Below are 17,476 nucleotides of genomic sequence, written 5' to 3' on the forward strand. Positions count from 1 at the left end.
TTTATCTTGCAAGCCAGTTTAGCGGGTTTTCAGCTTTGCTGTTACGGCGGATTTCAAAATACAAGGAGGGCCCCGGTTGTCCTCCGGTATCACCGGCAAGCGCAATTTTTTCTCCGGCAGAGACGCGTTCCCCTTCTTTTTTCAGTAACGTTTGGTTAAAGCCGTACAAAGTCATATCGCCCTTTCCATGGTCGACAAGGACAACCAGACCATATCCCCGTAAATAATCAGAAAAGACCACAGTACCGGAATAGACCGCTTTGACAGCCTGTCCGTAAGAAGCACTGATGACAATTCCTTTCCAGCGAACCTGACCCGTCTGGCGGGTTCTGAATTTGTGTAGTAGTTTACCTTTCAGCGGCCATGCAAGCCTGCCTTTCCGGCTGGACAAGCCTTTCATCGGGACAATATTGCGTTTTGTTGCTTTGGCCATTTCAGCTTTGAGTCTGGACTCATTTCGCTGGAGTTCAGCCAGATAATTTTTGTTACTGGATATATTGGTTTTAATTTTTCTTAACGTTGTCCGGCGCTTTGATTGCGTCTTTTGTAGTTCTTTATGTTTTGCTGTCTGCTTCGCTAGCAGAGATTTAATTTTATCCCGCTCCTTCTGGCCGCGCTTTTCATGATCGTAGAGTTGTTGCGTAGTCTGATTCAGTTGCTGAATGATATCGACCCGGGCTTTTGCCAGATGTTGGTAGTACTGTCTGATTCGATCATCATTCGGATCATCTTTAAACAGGTACTCAGCTGAGTTTTTTTTATGCAGCATATAGTAGGTATGTAAAAGTCGTCCGAGTTGCTTTTCCTGCTTTTGTTTTTTCTTTTCAATGAGATGAATTTTCTGTTCTGTTTTAGCCAGACTTTGATTTGAGTCACGCAGCAGTTTCTTTGTTGAAACGATCTGTTTTCCCAGAGAGGAGATACTTAATTCTTGCCGTTTTAATGTGCTTTGCAGTTTATCGAGTTGTTTCGATTGCTTGTTTAATGAACTTTGTTGCCGGGATATCTCCGTTTTAACTCCTTGAAGCTCCTGCTGAGGGGCGGACAGTCCAATCTGAGGAAATAAGGTAAACAGCACACAAAAAGCAGAAAAGAGTATGGCAGGTATGCTGGTAAAAAACCGGATGATGAAAGTCTGATTCATTTTTCTTATATATCTCTCAGAAGATGTATCACAGTATACAGAAAGCTACAGAATCAATGATATTGAAATTTAGAATTTTGTCATAGTTCTAAAAAACAGCCCCGTTTTATGACGGGGCTGCTGAAGATCGGGAACGAAGGTATCAGAATAATGGCTTGCCTGACATTTCTTCCGGTATTTCTGTCTCTGTTAACGCCAGCATTGTTGGTGCTAAGTCAGATAGTTTACCGCCGTCTTTCAGTTGAATGTCTTTGCTTCCAACATAGATAAGAGGAACTGGCAGATTTGTATGTGCTGTATGAGTTCCGCCTGTTGCCGGATCAACCATCATTTCTGCATTACCATGGTCTGCAGTAATCAATAGCTGACCATCAACTTCTTTAATGGCTTCAACCACACGCCCGATACAATGATCAACAGCTTCACAAGCTTTGACGGCAGCATCATAAACGCCTGTGTGGCCCACCATATCTCCATTTGGGTAGTTACAGATAATTGCGTCATACTTGCCCGATTTAATTGATGCAACGAGCTTATCTGTCAGTTCGCCGGAACTCATTTCTGGTTGTAAATCGTAAGTTGCAACTTTCGGTGAGGCAACGAGTTGACGTTCTTCACCTTCAAACTCATCTTCTACACCGCCGTTGAAGAAGAATGTGACGTGAGCATACTTTTCTGTTTCAGAAATACGTAGCTGAGATTTACCTGCTTTGGATAACCACTCACCATATGTATTTGCCAGTGAAGCTGGTGGATAAGCACAGGAAAGAGGAATATCCGCAGCGTATTGCGTCAGCATGACAAAATCAACTTCAGGGAACTTCGCTCTCTCAAATCCGGCGAAATCAGAAACAAAAGTCCGGGTGATTTGACGCGCACGGTCTGCACGATAGTTCATAAATATAACGGCATCACCATCGTTGATGGCTGCCGAGTCTTCACCAGCGCTCTGAATCACCGTTGGCTTAACGAATTCATCATTTTCATCCCGGCTGTAAGCGGCCTGAAGGCCTGCAACAGCAGATTCCGCAGTGTATTCGCCCTGGCCCTGGGTCAGTAAAACATATGCTTTTTCTACGCGATCCCAGTTGTTATCACGATCCATTGCATAGTAACGACCGACAAGTGATGCGACCCGACCTTTACCAAGTTTAGTGAATAGCTCTTCAAAACGTTTCAGAGAATTTTCAGCACTGCGTGGTGGCGTATCACGTCCATCAAGGAAGCAGTGAAGATAGATTTTTTCTGCGCCGCGGGCTGCAGCGAGTTCTACAGCAGCATAGATATGATCCTCATGGGAGTGAACACCACCAGGAGACATTAAACCCATCAGATGAACTGCTTTGCCAGCTTTAACCGCTTTATCAATCGCAGCCGTCAAAACTTCATTTTGTTGGAATTCACCATCAGCAATTGCTTTGGTAATCCGGGTCAGATCCTGATAAACGATCCGGCCGGCACCAATATTTGTATGGCCAACTTCTGAGTTGCCCATTTGGCCGTCTGGCAGGCCGACATCCATTCCTGAAGCAGAAATCAATGTATTCGGGTTATTCTGTAAAAGGCTGTCAATAACAGGTGTATTGGCATTATTGACAGCATTGTTATCATTATCTTCTCGGTAACCCCAACCATCAAGAATGACCAGAGCCATAGGCTTCTTCGTTGACATACTGTTGACCTCGTCAAATTCAAAACTAAATTTAAAAAACTAACGTAATTTTACTACACTTTATGACATGTGATGAGGGGTAAGATCAATGATTATCCCTATCAAATCAATCAATATTTTCATATTGATATCTGCTCTATTGCTTATTATATTGTAATATTTAGTACACCAGCATTGCTGTACCGATAACAGCAATCATAGCACCAAACCATGCAAAACGGTTCGGTCTTTGTTTGGTGTATAACCACAAAACCGGTAGCAATATAATCGGGGTTGTTGAAGACAGAAGCGCAACCATTCCCACATTTCCTTTCTGTAATGCGTACATGATCAGTGTCATCCCTACAGCCATCGCCAGAAAGCCATTGAGAAGTGTTATCCAAAAGATCCGGAGCGTTATCGGTAACGTTGGCCGGGCAATGCGGGTACCGGTCAGAAATAATACGCCATGGGCAGCAAAAGCTGCGATCATTCTGACCGCTGAGGCCGCGACAGGATCAGTACCGGATTGCATGACTGGTTTCGCAAGAATTCCGCCCAAGGCCTGACATAAAGCCGCGAGCAACCCAAGTAATATGCCTGCCCAGATATTACCATGAATCGTTTCGAGTTCTCCGGGATTAGATTTTTTGAAGAAAATCGCAATCACTACCCCCCCAAAAACAAGCAGCGAACCTGATAGCTCCGTGATTGTCATTGTCTCGCCAAAAATGAAAAAACCGAGAATTGCTGAAAAAACAGCGTGGCATGAAAACAGTAACCCGGCCTGGCGTGGGCCCATGCGGTTAAAACATGCGAAAAGCGCAGTATCGCCAATAAAGATACCGATGAATCCAGATAGCGCCATCGGCAGAAGGTCATGAACCTGTATTGTTGACCAGCCACCATTTACAATTGCCATCACTGACAGGATGATGAAAGTGCATCCCATGCGCCATCTGCTGTAAGAGAAGGTTCCTAAGTGTCTTGCCGGTATGACAGACAACAAGCTTGATACTGCCCATAAAAAAGCAGCAGCTAATGCGAACCACTCATATCCCATACACTGGTTGCCCCATCTTCAAAACGCGAAAAAGGGCTTCAATATGCCTGAAGCTGATAAGAATGCAAAAGATTTATTTGCCTGGTTGCAGGCTCTGATGTGACAGTTGCTTTTGTCTGCCAGAGCCTGTTTTTGAGGTCAGGTCAGAATCATGGCAGCAATATAAACGATCAGTAAACCGGCTGTGCCTATAATCAGACCGGTTTTTGCCATGTCTTTACTTTCAATCAGTCCTGTAGAATAGGCCAGAGAGTTTGGTGGTGTGGAGACCGGTAAAATCATGCCCAGCGATGCTGAAAACGCGACCACAACAAGCAGTCCCTGAAGTCCGCCCATGGATTCAAGGCTTGTCATTGAACTACCGATAGCTGCAGCAATTGGCATCAATAAGTTAGCTGTTGCTGTGTTGGACATAAAATTAGCCATAATCCAGCACACAAGAGACAGGGTAATAATAATTAATATAGGTGATAAGCTTTGATAATCAATCGCATTTGCCATTGCCAGTGCTAATCCGGTTTTCTCCAGACCAATCCCTATTGCAATACCTCCGGCGACCAGCCAGAGTACATCCCAGTTGATTTGCTTTAATTCATTCTTCCCCATGATGCCAGTCAGGGTAAAGACTGCCAGAGGAATGATTGAAACAACATAGGTGTTCATCCCATGAATTGATGTTGTCATCCACAGTAGTATGGTGACAGCAAAAGTAATGTAAACCGTCATTGCCTGCCATGTCTTTCCAAACTCTCCATCGAGATTCAGAGTGAGTTGTTCCTGCGCAGAAGGAAAAAGTTTTTGCAACAGGAACCAGGCGAGCGTGAGCTGAATAAACACGAACGGGAGCCCCATCATCATCCAGGATAAAAAGCTGATTGAATTTTCTCCGGTAAGATATTGAAGCGCAATGGCGTTCGGTGGTGTGCCTATCGGGGTTGCAATTCCGCCGGTATTCGCAGCAACAGGAATGCAAAGCACAAGAGCTTTGATGCCTTTGTCCCCCGACTGCGATGAAGCAACTATCGGACCGAGCAACGCAAGCATCATCACTGTTGTCGCAGTATTTGACATGAACATAGAGAAGCAGGCCGTAATCAACATCAGACCCAGCATAATGAATTTTGGCTGCTTGCCGAACGGGCGGAGTAAAACGCGGGCAAGGTTGTTGTCTAATTCATATTTGGATGCTGCGATAGCCAGCGCAAAACCGCCCATGAACAGAATGATGATCGGAGATGAGAAGGCGCTGAATATATCGGTATAAGAAATGAGTGTGCCAAATTCATGTCCCTCCGGCGGTTTTCTGAACCAGTGCAGACCTTTATTGGAGATCATAATCAGTTCAAGGGTAATGATTAAAATGGATGTCGCGAAAACGGGAACCGGTTCAAGTACCCAGAGTAATGCAGCTAACAGGAAAATAGCCAGTAACCTGTGCTGAATCAGGGTTAATTCTGGAATTGGTATACTATCAACAGGCAGCCATAAAAGAATCAATGGTGGCAGAAAACACAAGATGAGTTTAATGAATTGTTTCAAACTGATGGCTGGCATAGGGAGTCTCGCAATCATTATTTACTTAAAAGAAGATAATGAATTTAGTCAGATTGATCCCGGAGAAGGTTAATATTTTTGAGGTGAATACTAAAAAAAGAACTGATTATTGGTGCTGATCAAATATACGGCTGATCTGACATGAAAAAGAGAAGGCATGATTGCCTTCTCCTGAAAATGGATTACTTCCCTTTTTTGACAAAAGGGGAGGCTTTCGGGTTTGCCAGTTCGACCTCTTTCTTAAGCAACTGATCGTCCAGTGGCAGTGAAAAAGTATCAAAGAAAGGCATTCTTTTACAGAGATCCTGTGTCGTCTGTAAGACTGAGATGACGGCATGATCTCCATTGATTTCATCGGTACGAATTGCAAAATAATTGCTCTGCGCACATCCGTTTGATTGTGCTTTGAATGTCAGCACATTTTGATTGATATGATAACTCTCCAAAGGAATAACTTCTCCCTGAACTGAGTCAGCAGAGCAGGATGAAATGCTCATTGCAATGCCTCCTATAAAGAGTAGTGTCCATAATTTATGCATGATCCAAGGCCTTTTTTCTTCTGGACATATAAGCGAATATTGCGAATAGTCCTAATCCAAGTGACGCACCACTACTTGATTTTGTTGAAGTTGTGGTTGTGGTATCAGAGCTGCTGGTCGTGATGAACGACGTGTTCATTTTCAACTCTGAAGATTGTGAATGATCTGTGGTGACAGTGATTGTTGAACGTTTTGTTGTGGTTGTTACTGTCGTACTACCGGATGTGGTTGAAGTGGATGATGATGTCGGAGATGCGGTTGCCGTTGCTACATCAACCTGTACAGTCAGCTGACAAGTGTCATCTTGTGCTAATTCGGATGTACAGGTATTTCCGGTTAATGTAAAACCTGCAGGCAGAGCAATATTCGTGATATCAAATGATTCGCTGCTATAGTTGCGTAGCGGAAACTGCAGTGTTAATTGTGTCGCATCTGAATTAGTATAATATTTATTCTGCGTGTAACTTACGCCATCCGTTTTTTCTGTAATCCACCCCTGATTGAAATAACCAGCATTCGCATACACCCCGTACGCATTGGATTGAGCACATCCGATTCCCCAGCTTACAATGCCGACCTGCTTATAAGTTCCGTTATCATTGTAAAGTAGTGGACCGCCACTATCTCCCTGACAGGAATCTTTCCCTCCCTCAGCGTAGCCGGCACAGATTGCATCTTCTCCGACAGTGCTGTAGCTGCCACCTATATTTTGGCAGGTACTGCGATCAACATAGGGTACATCGACCTGATACAGAATATTTGGGTAATCATTGGTCGTGGTTGACAGGTTTCCCCATCCCATGACGGTTAAATCCGGATTACTTGCTTCCAGAGAGTCAACGAGTGAATTGGTTGCTAATTCAACACTGGTCGAGGTGAGCTCCTGCTTTAACTCAATGATGGCAATATCATTTGAGAACGTATTGGCGTTGTAGTCTTCATGCATATAAATCGCCTGAACACCAACCCGTTGACCTTCTGTATCTTCATTCGATAAATCATGGATGCCAACAGATACTTCAATATCATCAGGAGACATTTTGTTGACACAGTGAGAGGCAGTCAGGACATAACGTCCACCAATGAAACTGGCACCACAAAACTGCCCCTGATAGGCGTCACTTCCCTCAGATATAACTGCTGTCATAAATGGCCAGTCGCCTTTTGCTGCCTGTGTACCATTGATAATCCGGGAAGTGTCAGGCCCGGCGCTGGCAAATGCCGGGGTAAGGGAAACACATAAAGCGACACTAACTGATACATTGCCGTATAAACTATTTTTCATTTCCGCTCCTTGAATATGCCTTTTCAGCTATGTTAAGCGAGAGCAGACCCGATCTTTGCGTGTCTGAATCCATTCTTTGCAATATAGCATATCAACGGGAAACTATGACTGATGAGCATAAGGTGCCCCCATTCGGGTAGGAATATCTTTACTCATCATGTCGTCGAAGTGAACGGCGTCTTTTGCAAATAAGTTAATGACGGTTGAACCGAGCTTAAACCGCCCCATTTCCTGACCTTTTTGCAAAACAACAGCTTTTTCCCCATCTGAGGGGTAGGTCCAGCGGTATATGGTATTGCCACGGGGTGGTGTTATGGTTCCCGCCCAGGTGACTTCAATACTCCCCACAATTGTGGCCCCAACAAGAACCTGTGCCATTGGACCGAATTCTGTGTCGAAAATACACACTAAACGTTCATTTCTGGCGAAAAGGTTTGGCACATTTTCGGCAGTCAGCGGATTGACGGAAAACAGATCTCCCGGAATATAAATCATTTGCTGTAATGTGCCATCACAGGGCATATGGACCCGGTGGTAATCCCGGGGAGAAAGGTACAGGGTTGCAAATCCGCCATCTGTGAATTTTTCTGCCAGCCCTGAGTCACCACCTAATAATTCCAGGGCTGAGAAGGTATGTCCTTTGGCCTGAATCAGTTTGCCGTCTATGATTGGACCAAACTGACTGACGCAGGCATCTGCCGGATAAGTCAGAATTGATGGTTCAGATGTAACCGGCCGGGCTTCCGGCTTGAGTTCGCGGACAAAAAAATCGTTAAATGTTTTGTAGTAATCAGGATCGGGATGAAGGGCTTCATCCATATTGACTTTATATTGTTTGATAAACAGGCGAATCGCAGCGGTCGTTAAAAAACCAGCTCTTGCTGAAGCCAGTTTTCCTGTCAGGCGGGTTAAAGTATGTTGAGGCAGCCAGTATTGGAGGCCAACTTTAAATTTATCCATGAATATCATTCCTATGAAGGATGCAATATGAAATAAGCAATCAAAAATGTTACTTAAATTCTTTTATCTTGTCAGCTGTCTTGTTTATTTGACGATTTTATAAATCAGCCCGTTTGTTTTTTGAAAATTGACGGTTGGCTTTATTTTCTTTCAGACTTTCCAGGATCTTGTGATAGTTTTCAAATCTGACCGGGTTTATTTTCCCTTGTTCCAGCGCTTCAATGATTAAACATCCGGGATCATCTTTATGTTTACAATCTCTGAATTTACATCCACCTAAGTATGGACGAAATTCTATAAATGCCTGCGTAACTTCTTCATCGGATAAATGCCATAAGCCAAATTCTCTGACTCCCGGTGAATCGATCAAATTGCCCCCGGTTGGTATGTGGTAAAGGCGGGCAGCTGTGGTGGTATGTTGCCCTAATCCGGAATTCTCTGAAATTTTGCCTTCTTCAACCGCCTCTTCCAGCATCGGGATAATCGCATTAACCAAGCTCGATTTACCCACCCCGGACTGACCAACAAAAATATTCGTATTGTCTTTCAGGAGCGTTTCCAGATCTTCAATCCCTTCTCCGGATTCTTTACTGACAAAAAGAGAGGTATAGCCCAGGTCAGTATAAACATTAAACATGTCTGTTAACTCAGTGCGTTCCTGTTGCGAGAGCAAATCAATTTTATTTAAAACTAAAACAGGGTGAATCCCCAGTGTTTCAGCCGCTACCAGGTAACGGTCAATAATATTAAATGAAAGTTCAGGCACAACTGAGGAGACAATGATCATCTGATCGACATTTGCAGCCACAGGTTTGAGACCATCATAATAATCTGGCCGTGTTAAAACCGACTTTCTTGGCTCAACAGCTTCAATGACACCAGCGATACCTGCCATACTTTCTAAACCCGGACGCCACATCACGTGATCACCGGAGACCAGTGTTTCAATGCCTCTGCGCAGATTACACCGATGGACTTCCTGTGTTTCAGCATCTTCAACATCCGCATGCTGTCCAAAACGGCTGATGATAAGTCCGGGCTTCGGGCCGCCCAGCATGGTTTCGTCCCATTCTACAGATGTTTCTTTCTGTAATCGTTTGGTTTGGTTATGTCGGACTCGCCGGACTTGCCCTTTGGTTAAATTCTTTCTTTTTGCCACGATAAATTACTTTTCATTGTATCCAGGAACAGATGTATTTGTGTCAGGAAGAACAAATCTGCCATAGTTAAAGATGGCAGATTCTAAACTATCTCACCCAGTTTAATTTGGGTATAGTACCTTTTTTATTGTTAAACCTGTACAGGTAAGTCTCTATGTCAACAAATGATCAAAACCTGATTTGGATTGATTTAGAAATGACAGGATTAAATCCTGAAGTTCATAAAATTATCGAAATTGCAACAATTGTCACGGATAGTGAATTGAATATCCTTGCTGAAGGGCCGGTATTTGCTATTCATCAGCCAGAATCAGAGCTGGATAAAATGGATGAATGGTGTACGAGCACGCATACAGCAAGCGGTTTGGTGGAGCGGGTCCGTCAAAGTCAGGTCGATGAGACATTTGCGGTAGAGCAGACGATCCAGTTTCTTGAGCACTGGGTGCCAGAAGGGAAATCACCCATTTGTGGTAACAGCGTTGGTCAGGATCGACGCTTTCTGGTGAAACATATGCCGACCCTTGAAGCATACTTTCATTACCGGTATCTGGATGTCAGTACATTAAAAGAACTTGTCAGACGTTGGAAACCTGAAATTCTGGATGGTTTTTCCAAGCAAGGGAGTCACAAGGCTCTGGATGATATCCGTGAATCTATTGCTGAACTTCAGTATTATCGCCAAACCGTTTTCAACATTTAAAGTCTTTTATTGGATAATTTTTATCCAATAAATAAAAAAATTCTCTTTTTTTGCGATAAAGACTTGCATCACAAAAAAATGCTCTTATAATTCGCAGCCCTAAACAGCACAAAGCGTTGTTTGTTGCGACATTAGCTCAGTTGGTAGAGCGCAACCTTGCCAAGGTTGAGGTCACGAGTTCGAACCTCGTATGTCGCTCCAGATTTTAAATTATTGCTTTCTTCGAGTAATAATTATGGACGCGGGGTGGAGCAGCTTGGTAGCTCGTCGGGCTCATAACCCGAAGGTCGTCGGTTCAAATCCGGCCCCCGCAACCAAATTTATATGATTGCGACATTAGCTCAGTTGGTAGAGCGCAACCTTGCCAAGGTTGAGGTCACGAGTTCGAACCTCGTATGTCGCTCCAGAATTCAAAATATTATCATCATTGATAATAACGGACGCGGGGTGGAGCAGCTTGGTAGCTCGTCGGGCTCATAACCCGAAGGTCGTCGGTTCAAATCCGGCCCCCGCAACCAAATTTATATTGTTGCGACATTAGCTCAGTTGGTAGAGCGCAACCTTGCCAAGGTTGAGGTCACGAGTTCGAACCTCGTATGTCGCTCCAATTGATTTTTTTGTTAAGTTCAATTTTAATGTAGATTGGTTTCCGTTATTTCCTTCATGCTGCGAAGCATCATTTCTAAAGTAAAAAAAGTGTATTCACATCCTGTTCATTACTGACTTTCATGTCTTTGCTGTATCGTTTGACGTGCAACGTCCCGTCAGTGATTCACGTCTTATCTACATAATTAATTAACAGACTTATCCACAGTTTTTTTTTGTGGATAACATCGTGGGTAATCTGTTTTTGAGTATATAAAAAAACTGGTTAGCAAAAGATCTTGTAAAGTGTTTAAGTTGTAGTGTTAAATTCTATTTTTATATAACTGATTGTTTTTTAAGTATTTTTGGTGCCCATGTCTGTTGTTTTTTTTGTATCTGTTTGATCTTTTTGGTGCTATGCATTGATCTTTGTCATATCTATGCTGTGTGATTAACTTTTACCAGAACGAAAGAAATCAGTTGTTCTGAAAGTTTTTTCCACATGATAATGTGATTGAACGAGGTTGGAACTTCTGATAGGACCTGTGAGCTGCTTTTCGTTTTGGATATGTGCTCCGGGTTTAGCTGAATCTCAGTGTATACAGGACTGGAAACAAAAACTTTTTTCCTGCAACAGTAAATTCGCAGGCATACGGTATCAGTGATGTTTGCAATGTGACTTGTGATAAATGAAATTTAATACTGAAATTATCTTTCATCGTCTTCCATTAATAATGGCTCAATAACGTTTTTATATTGATGCTTTACAAACTGCTCCAGTTCCCTGACAGCGAGAGGTTTTGAAATTAAATACCCCTGCAGGTAATCACAATGTGATTTTGCCAGATATTTGAATTGTTCACCTGTTTCTACCCCTTCAGCGACGACTTTGATGCCCATCGCTTTTGCGATCGTCAGAATTCCGTTCACCATGAGGTATCTGTTTCCACTGCTATCAATATAGTCGATAAATTTTTTATCAATCTTGATTCCGGAGACCGGAATTTTCTCCAGATAAGAGATAGAGGAATATCCTGTACCAAAGTCATCTAAAAAAAGTGAAAATCCGGCACCATTGAGAGAATTAAGGTTTTCAATCCCTACAGACTGATGGCTGATCAGCTCATATTCCGTGATTTCAAAGTGTAATCGTTTTAGATCTGCATTTAATGAAACGACAAGTTTTTTCATTGAGGGAAGGAAATCGGACGTTAAAATATGTTTTGCAGATAAGTTAATGGAAACATGTAAATCGATACCAGCGATTAACCACTTTTGTTGTTGTACAATTGCTTCCCGGATAACCCATTCACCAAATTCTTTTACTAAGATACCTCTTTCAACCACTTCAATAAATTCACGGGGAAGAAGTAGCCCCCGGGTCGGATGATTCCAGCGGACCAGTGCTTCAACGCCTGTCAGCTGACCCGTACGCATATTGATTTGTGGCTGAAAGTAGAGCTCGAATTCATTGTGCAGAATACCTCTTTTTATTTCGGTTTCCAGCTGGTGCTCTTGTTCAAGGATCTCGCTGAGTTGTTTGTTATAAATATGATAGCGATTTTTCCCTTCCTGTTTGGCTTTATGCATTGCGATATCAGCATTTTTGATAACCTCCTGAACATTCAGATAGTCTCCATCCGGGGTTTTGGTACTGCTTACACCGAAACTCAGGGTAATGGCAAACTCACGGCTTTCAATGAGCATGGGTAAAACAAAAGCATCCTGGATGGTCTGAATACGGCTGATGAGTTCCTCCTGGCCTGAAATTTCAGATAACAGCAGCAGGAATTCGTCGCCACCCAGTCGACCGAGTTTATCGTTCTGTCTTAAAATGGCTTTTAACCGGTGGGCTGTTTCTACAATAATTTTATCTCCGCTTGGATGACCTAACAGATCATTAATACGTTTAAAATTATCGATGTCTCCTATGATGACGAAACATTGTTGGGAGGATGATTGTTCCGAGTCCAGCTTTTTCTCCAGTTCGGTCTCAATGAGTTTGCGGTTTGCTGTGTTTGTTAATGAATCATAAAAAGCGAGCTTCTTCAGTGCAGATTCTTTGTGTCTGATATCTCTGAGCAGTCTGTTCAGGTAATAAAGCTGACTTGTCACAATAATTAAAAAGATAAAAGCGCCAAAGGCTATCGTTCTGTATAGCTGGGCAATTTTGTATTCGTTAGTACGAAATGTGATGTAATTTTTCTGAACGTTGTTCCAGATTTCCCGCTCTCTGAGCTCACTGAATTCGTCAATATCGTTCACCAGTGTATTGATATAAGCTAGCTCTGATTGACTGATTCTTAGCTTTTTATTCCTGGTCAGGTGGATGATTTTGTCAAGGATGGGCATGACTTTGGCGTGATAAATTTGATCTTTTGTATAGCTGATATTAATAAATGCTGCGGCAGCTTCGAACTGGTCAAGTGCATCATAATATCTGTTAATATCCTGAAGCTTTAATGCGTCAACATAAATCAGAACCCCCTTCTGAGCCAGGAGAGCCACTTTGAAGGTAAAGCGTATCGAATCGACTTTTTCTATGGTTGTAATTGATTGTGCGACTTTTTGAGGGATGTTTTTTGATTCGTAGCTGTAGTAGCTCCAAATTGCGATAACAACAATTCCGAACAGCAGATAGTAGCGAAAATAATGCCCCCGACTCATGGTTATTTCACCCTATTTAAATTCAATTGTTTTAATCATCCACATCCATTTGGTCAGTGTTAATTCATGTTCTACATTTGAGGAATCATAATTAGCATATATAAGACGCATTGGTCCTTTATTTCTGACGGGCTGATATTGGTTATTTACCCGTGTTGCAACCAGTATTTTAAATGTTGTCCAGTCCTGTGCCGTAAATTCGACCTGATAGTTATCAACAGCTTTAATATTGAGGCTTTTCAGCTCTGGCTTCGCGAATTTTTTAATCAGGTCATTCATCCAGAAACCTGTGTATTTATCTGTTTTTTTCTCCCATGGATTGTATAAATCAAGTGTGACAAGACTGAATGTTGATTCCAAATCTTTTACGGTAAGTCTTTGGGTTTCTATGTTCAGATTTTTTCCGGTCAGTAAAATTCTTGCATTACCCGGACCGGCAAATGCAGGCCAGCTTATAAAGAATGAAATAAGGCCCGTTAACAGGATATGGTAGATTCTCATTTTTATGCCAGCTCCGTCATTTCATGTCATTTATGAGAAGTATAGACAGTTTTTGTTTAAGCTTTGGCCGGAATGAAGTTGTTTTCAGGAGCTGAGGGTGGTTTGATTGAGTGGATATTAAAGATTATCAGGCATCTCTCGGTAACCCTTTTTGAATAATCCGGATTAAGCGGTCATGTTTTCTGTTTTGTTTACGGATATCCCGTTTTTTGTTTTGCTGTGATATTGCCCAATGAATATGCGTGTCGAGTAGTTCTGATAACCCAAGACGCTGTGTCAGTGCCTGAATAATGTTTTTCGCATAAGGCGCGTTACCCATTGCAACAGCCAGATTTCTTAACCATTGGATATGACCAATTCTGCGGATTGCAGAGCCTTCCATGTTTTTAAGGAATGTTTGCTCATCCCAGAGGAATAAGTCGACTAAATCCGGGGTAGCAAGAATTTCCCGGCGATGGAAATCTGGTTGTCCGGTCAGGGGAGAGAAACGGTTCCATGGGCAAACCAGCTGACAGTCATCGCATCCGTAAATCCGGTTTCCCATTGCTTCCCTGAATTCTTCGGGAATGACACCGGCATATTCGATCGTCAGATAGGAGATACAGCGTCTGGCGTCCACAACACCATCGTCGACGATAGCGTTTGTCGGGCAGGAAGTAATACAGGCTTTGCATTGACCACACTGATTTGAAACCGGCTGGTCAACAGGCAAGGGGATATCAACCAGTATTTCGCCAAGAAAAAACCAGGAACCCGTATCTTTATCCAGAATTAAAGAATGTTTACCGGTCCAGCCTAATCCGGCTTTTTCTGCCAGAGGGCGTTCGAGAACCGGAGCTGAGTCAACAAATGGCCGGTAATTTAACTCGCCTGCTTCCTGTTTAATTTTCTCCGCCAGTTTTTTCAACTGATTCCTGAGTAGCTTATGATAATCCCGGCCTAACGCGTAACGGCTGATGTATGCGTGAGTTGGTGTGGATAAATCCAGAGAGAATTTTGCTTCAGGCGGAAGGTAGGTCATCCTGACACTGATAACCCGAATCGTTCCGGGGAGGAGCTCATCAGGCCGGGCTCTCATCATGCCATGGCGGGCCATCCATTCCATGTCTCCGTGATAACCTGCATCCAGCCATCGCTGGAGCTCTGCTTCATGCTGACTCAGGTCAATGTCACAGATACCTGCTTTTTCAAATCCAAGCTCCAGAGCCCAGAGCTTTATTTTGTCAGCTAATATCTGGTAATCCATCATCATACACCTGATAAAATCGGGAGCGAATTTTAACGAATCCAGAACTGATGATCCAGTCACGAAAAAGATGACTCTTATCATTCTCAATGGCTGGATATGAATTCATAAGACCAATATAGTAAAATTTTACAGAGTTTTTCTGCTTGCTTACAGAATAGGGCTTGTTTCCGGATTCTAACCCAGTTTACTATTTACTCATTCAGCAGAGAGACATGATGGTTACACGAGCATAGCGGAATGAAGATAAAAACATTTTTGTTAAATGATGAGTCAGATACGATTAAGTTAGGAAATGCTTTAGCTTTGTTATGCTCTCAACAGACAACATTTTATTTATTCGGTGATTTAGGTGCCGGGAAAACGACGTTGAGCCGGGGGTTTATTCAGGCATTGGGTCATGATGGGAATGTGAAGAGTCCCACATATACACTGGTAGAACCCTATGAATTACAGTCATGGAACGTTTATCATTTTGATCTTTATCGTCTTGCCGATCCTGAAGAATTAGAGTTCATGGGGATAAGAGACTATTTTTCATCTGATGCTATTTGTTTAATTGAATGGCCTGAAAAAGGTAAAGGTTTGCTGCCTCTCTCCGATATTGATATTAATATTCGTTATAGTGGAGAGCATAGAGTTGTTGAGTTATCAGCAAATAGTGAGTATGGCCGAACGTTATTAAGTCAGTTGGAGTTATGAGAAGTAATCGTTATTTTTATTCCTGTATCTTTTATGTTTGTTCCTTTGTGCTCTTGCTGTTTAGTGCTCAGAGCGCGCTGGCGAATTCGCTCAACGGAATAAGAATATGGCCTTCACCCGATGAAACCCGGGTTGTTGTTGACTTGTCATCTGAAGCTCGCTACAGCTATTTCACATTAAGTAATCCTTATCGTTTAGTCGTCGATCTGAAGGATACCCGCCTCCGGACGAAGTTACCCGTTATTGCGAAAAAGAGCCCGGTACTGAAGAAAATCCGGAAAAGTACGCCGCCGGATAAGGGAACTTATCGCCTGGTTTTTGAGTTAAAAAAGAAACTCTCACCTCAGGTTTTTAAACTGGCCCCAACGCCAAAGAAAGAATACGGACACCGGCTGGTGATTGATTTACCTCACGGTAAAGTCAGTTTGCCGGTGCTCGCTGCTCCCCAAAAAGTCAAAGTTGCTAAAGATGTTTCTCAGTTTTCGGGAAATGCCGATATTGTTGTTGCTATTGATGCCGGACATGGCGGAGAAGATCCCGGTTCTATTGGTCCCCGGGGTAAATATGAAAAAAGTGTGACTTTGAGTATTGCCAAGAAACTGGGTGCTCAGCTTAATGCTGTTCCCGGTATTAAAACGGTGTTGACCCGACGGGGGGATTACTTTGTGAATCTGAACCGGCGGTCTCAGATTGCGAGAAAAAATAAGGCGCACCTGCTTATTTCGATTCATGCTGATGCATTTATATCTCCTCAGCCCCGTGGAGCTTCTGTGTTTGTTCTGAATACCAAAAGGGCAAACTCAGAAATAGCGAAATGGGTTGAGGATCATGAGAAACAGTCAGAATTACTCGGTGGTGCCGGGCAGGTACTGTCAAAGAGTAATAATGATAAAAATATCAGTCAGACGTTATTGGATTTGCAGTTTAGCCATTCGCAAAAAGAAGGTTACAAAGTAGCCCGTGATATTTTGAAAGAGGTTGGTCGCGTTGCGCGTTTGCATAAAAAGAAACCAGTGAATGCCAGCCTTGCCGTTCTGAAATCACCGGATATTCCTTCCGTTTTGGTTGAGACCGGGTTTATTTCGAATCCGACAGAAGAAAAATTACTGTTTCAGCGGACCCATCAGGACAAACTTGCCCGGGCAATGGCTAAAGCCGTTGTGCGTTATTTTGAAGATAATCCACCGGAAGGGACGTTATTTGCCAGCCGGAAAAAATCGCGCAAGCACATCGTTCGGCGTGGGGAGTCCTTATCTATCATTGCACAAAGATACGGTTTAACGGTTCAGGCTTTAAAGCGTGCGAATCATCTGAGCAAAAACACCATTGTCGTCGGCAAGGCATTAGTTATTCCAGGCTCAAATCAAGTTCCGATTACTGTGCCAGTCATTCGTAACCCCGTTGAAACCAAAATAATTACACATGTGGTGAAACCCGGTGATTTTCTTGGAAAAATAGCCAGCTATTATAAAGTTTCTGTAGCTGAGATCCGGAAAGAAAATAAACTAAGATCTTCAGTACTCAAGGTTGGACAAAAATTAAAAATAACCGTGAGCCTGAAAGATAAACCCGTGCGTAAACACAAAGTAAAAAAAGGAGATTATCTGGGTAAAATAGCTAATTTGTATGGTGTCAGTATCAGTCACCTCCGGCAGGTGAATAAACTGCGTACAGATAAACTGACGATTAACCAGATTTTAATTATTCCAAACCGATAAA

The 17,476-nt window shown here is 42.8% G+C and carries 15 protein-coding genes and 5 tRNA genes; 9 read left to right on the top strand and 11 right to left on the bottom strand.

Going from position 1 to position 17,476, the window contains the following annotated elements; translation table 11 throughout:
- Position 1: 1 nt before the first annotated feature.
- The 3 genes from OC443_RS01765 to OC443_RS01775 form a co-directional block, all read right to left on the bottom strand.
- Positions 2–1,144 carry a murein hydrolase activator EnvC family protein gene (locus OC443_RS01765; protein WP_073581136.1) on the bottom strand — a complete coding sequence of 381 codons (1,143 nt, stop codon included), beginning with the start codon at positions 1,142–1,144 and terminating at the stop codon, positions 2–4.
- 142 nt (positions 1,145–1,286) lie between these two features.
- A complete protein-coding gene (gene gpmM / locus OC443_RS01770) occupies positions 1,287–2,816 on the bottom strand; it encodes a 2,3-bisphosphoglycerate-independent phosphoglycerate mutase (RefSeq protein WP_073581138.1) in 1,530 nt (509 codons plus the stop codon).
- 160 nt (positions 2,817–2,976) lie between these two features.
- Positions 2,977–3,858 (bottom strand): DMT family transporter, encoded by an 882-nt coding sequence (locus tag OC443_RS01775; protein WP_073581140.1) that lies wholly within the window; start codon positions 3,856–3,858, stop codon positions 2,977–2,979.
- Here OC443_RS01775 and OC443_RS01780 point away from each other — a divergent pair.
- Positions 3,791–3,961 (top strand): hypothetical protein, encoded by a 171-nt coding sequence (locus OC443_RS01780; RefSeq protein ID WP_200796906.1) that lies wholly within the window; start codon positions 3,791–3,793, stop codon positions 3,959–3,961. The genes OC443_RS01775 and OC443_RS01780 overlap by 68 nt on opposite strands.
- Before the next feature lie 35 nt (positions 3,962–3,996).
- On the opposite strand, the gene OC443_RS01785 is transcribed toward OC443_RS01780, so the two are convergent.
- The 5 genes from OC443_RS01785 to rsgA all read right to left on the bottom strand — a co-directional run bounded on the left by OC443_RS01785 (position 3,997) and on the right by rsgA (position 9,355).
- Positions 3,997–5,412, bottom strand: a complete 1,416-nt coding sequence (locus OC443_RS01785) for an SLC13 family permease (RefSeq protein ID WP_073581142.1) — start codon at positions 5,410–5,412, stop codon at positions 3,997–3,999.
- Positions 5,413–5,594: 182 nt separating this feature from the next.
- Positions 5,595–5,909, bottom strand: a complete 315-nt coding sequence (locus OC443_RS01790; RefSeq protein WP_073581144.1) for a hypothetical protein — start codon at positions 5,907–5,909, stop codon at positions 5,595–5,597.
- A 34-nt stretch (positions 5,910–5,943) separates the two neighbouring features.
- Entirely contained in the window at positions 5,944–7,236 is a 1,293-nt protein-coding gene (locus tag OC443_RS01795; protein ID WP_073581146.1) for a S1 family peptidase, read from the bottom strand.
- A gap of 102 nt (positions 7,237–7,338) precedes the next feature.
- Positions 7,339–8,196 carry an archaetidylserine decarboxylase gene (gene asd / locus OC443_RS01800; RefSeq protein WP_073581148.1) on the bottom strand — a complete coding sequence of 286 codons (858 nt, stop codon included), beginning with the start codon at positions 8,194–8,196 and terminating at the stop codon, positions 7,339–7,341.
- Positions 8,197–8,293: 97 nt separating this feature from the next.
- A complete protein-coding gene (gene rsgA, locus OC443_RS01805; protein ID WP_073581150.1) occupies positions 8,294–9,355 on the bottom strand; it encodes a small ribosomal subunit biogenesis GTPase RsgA in 1,062 nt (353 codons plus the stop codon).
- A 155-nt stretch (positions 9,356–9,510) separates the two neighbouring features.
- Between rsgA and orn the strand changes: the two genes are divergently transcribed.
- The 6 genes from orn to OC443_RS01835 all read left to right on the top strand — a co-directional run bounded on the left by orn (position 9,511) and on the right by OC443_RS01835 (position 10,663).
- Positions 9,511–10,056, top strand: a complete 546-nt coding sequence (gene orn / locus OC443_RS01810; protein ID WP_073581152.1) for an oligoribonuclease — start codon at positions 9,511–9,513, stop codon at positions 10,054–10,056.
- Between the two features lie 125 nt (positions 10,057–10,181).
- Positions 10,182–10,257 (top strand) — tRNA-Gly (locus OC443_RS01815).
- A gap of 39 nt (positions 10,258–10,296) precedes the next feature.
- Positions 10,297–10,373, top strand: a tRNA-Met gene (locus OC443_RS01820).
- Between the two features lie 13 nt (positions 10,374–10,386).
- Positions 10,387–10,462: transfer RNA gene (locus OC443_RS01825), tRNA-Gly, on the top strand.
- Between the two features lie 35 nt (positions 10,463–10,497).
- A tRNA-Met gene (locus tag OC443_RS01830) sits at positions 10,498–10,574 on the top strand.
- 13 nt (positions 10,575–10,587) lie between these two features.
- Positions 10,588–10,663, top strand: a tRNA-Gly gene (locus OC443_RS01835).
- A 686-nt stretch (positions 10,664–11,349) separates the two neighbouring features.
- Here the strand turns inward: OC443_RS01835 and OC443_RS01840 are convergent.
- The 3 genes from OC443_RS01840 to queG all read right to left on the bottom strand — a co-directional run bounded on the left by OC443_RS01840 (position 11,350) and on the right by queG (position 15,055).
- Positions 11,350–13,308, bottom strand: a complete 1,959-nt coding sequence (locus tag OC443_RS01840) for a putative bifunctional diguanylate cyclase/phosphodiesterase (RefSeq protein ID WP_073579937.1) — start codon at positions 13,306–13,308, stop codon at positions 11,350–11,352.
- Between the two features lie 12 nt (positions 13,309–13,320).
- Positions 13,321–13,809 (bottom strand): hypothetical protein, encoded by a 489-nt coding sequence (locus tag OC443_RS01845; protein WP_073579938.1) that lies wholly within the window; start codon positions 13,807–13,809, stop codon positions 13,321–13,323.
- A 127-nt stretch (positions 13,810–13,936) separates the two neighbouring features.
- Positions 13,937–15,055, bottom strand: a complete 1,119-nt coding sequence (gene queG, locus OC443_RS01850) for a tRNA epoxyqueuosine(34) reductase QueG (RefSeq protein WP_073579939.1) — start codon at positions 15,053–15,055, stop codon at positions 13,937–13,939.
- A 240-nt stretch (positions 15,056–15,295) separates the two neighbouring features.
- Here queG and tsaE point away from each other — a divergent pair, with 240 nt between their 5' ends.
- Entirely contained in the window at positions 15,296–15,757 is a 462-nt protein-coding gene (gene tsaE / locus OC443_RS01855; protein WP_073579940.1) for a tRNA (adenosine(37)-N6)-threonylcarbamoyltransferase complex ATPase subunit type 1 TsaE, read from the top strand.
- Positions 15,754–17,475: an N-acetylmuramoyl-L-alanine amidase gene (locus OC443_RS01860; RefSeq protein ID WP_073579941.1), complete on the top strand. Its 1,722-nt coding sequence runs from the start codon at positions 15,754–15,756 to the stop codon at positions 17,473–17,475. Before tsaE ends, OC443_RS01860 begins: the two co-directional genes overlap by 4 nt.
- Position 17,476: the final 1 nt, after the last annotated feature.

This window comes from Vibrio quintilis (assembly GCF_024529975.1).
Classification (GTDB): Bacteria; Pseudomonadota; Gammaproteobacteria; order Enterobacterales; family Vibrionaceae; genus Vibrio; species Vibrio quintilis.

Excerpts from the sequence above, each read along its gene's own strand:
- OC443_RS01765 (WP_073581136.1), bottom strand. The coding sequence starts at position 1,144 with ATGAATCAGACTTTCATCATCCGGTTTTTTACCAGCATACCTGCCATA.
- gpmM (WP_073581138.1), bottom strand. The coding sequence starts at position 2,816 with ATGTCAACGAAGAAGCCTATGGCTCTGGTCATTCTTGATGGTTGGGGT.
- OC443_RS01780 (WP_200796906.1), top strand. The coding sequence starts at position 3,791 with ATGACAGACAACAAGCTTGATACTGCCCATAAAAAAGCAGCAGCTAAT.
- OC443_RS01775 (WP_073581140.1), bottom strand. The coding sequence starts at position 3,858 with ATGGGATATGAGTGGTTCGCATTAGCTGCTGCTTTTTTATGGGCAGTA.
- OC443_RS01785 (WP_073581142.1), bottom strand. The coding sequence starts at position 5,412 with ATGCCAGCCATCAGTTTGAAACAATTCATTAAACTCATCTTGTGTTTT.
- OC443_RS01790 (WP_073581144.1), bottom strand. The coding sequence starts at position 5,909 with ATGAGCATTTCATCCTGCTCTGCTGACTCAGTTCAGGGAGAAGTTATT.
- OC443_RS01795 (WP_073581146.1), bottom strand. The coding sequence starts at position 7,236 with ATGAAAAATAGTTTATACGGCAATGTATCAGTTAGTGTCGCTTTATGT.
- asd (WP_073581148.1), bottom strand. The coding sequence starts at position 8,196 with ATGGATAAATTTAAAGTTGGCCTCCAATACTGGCTGCCTCAACATACT.
- orn (WP_073581152.1), top strand. The coding sequence starts at position 9,511 with ATGTCAACAAATGATCAAAACCTGATTTGGATTGATTTAGAAATGACA.
- OC443_RS01840 (WP_073579937.1), bottom strand. The coding sequence starts at position 13,308 with ATGAGTCGGGGGCATTATTTTCGCTACTATCTGCTGTTCGGAATTGTT.
- OC443_RS01845 (WP_073579938.1), bottom strand. The coding sequence starts at position 13,809 with ATGAGAATCTACCATATCCTGTTAACGGGCCTTATTTCATTCTTTATA.
- queG (WP_073579939.1), bottom strand. The coding sequence starts at position 15,055 with ATGGATTACCAGATATTAGCTGACAAAATAAAGCTCTGGGCTCTGGAG.
- tsaE (WP_073579940.1), top strand. The coding sequence starts at position 15,296 with ATGAAGATAAAAACATTTTTGTTAAATGATGAGTCAGATACGATTAAG.
- OC443_RS01860 (WP_073579941.1), top strand. The coding sequence starts at position 15,754 with ATGAGAAGTAATCGTTATTTTTATTCCTGTATCTTTTATGTTTGTTCC.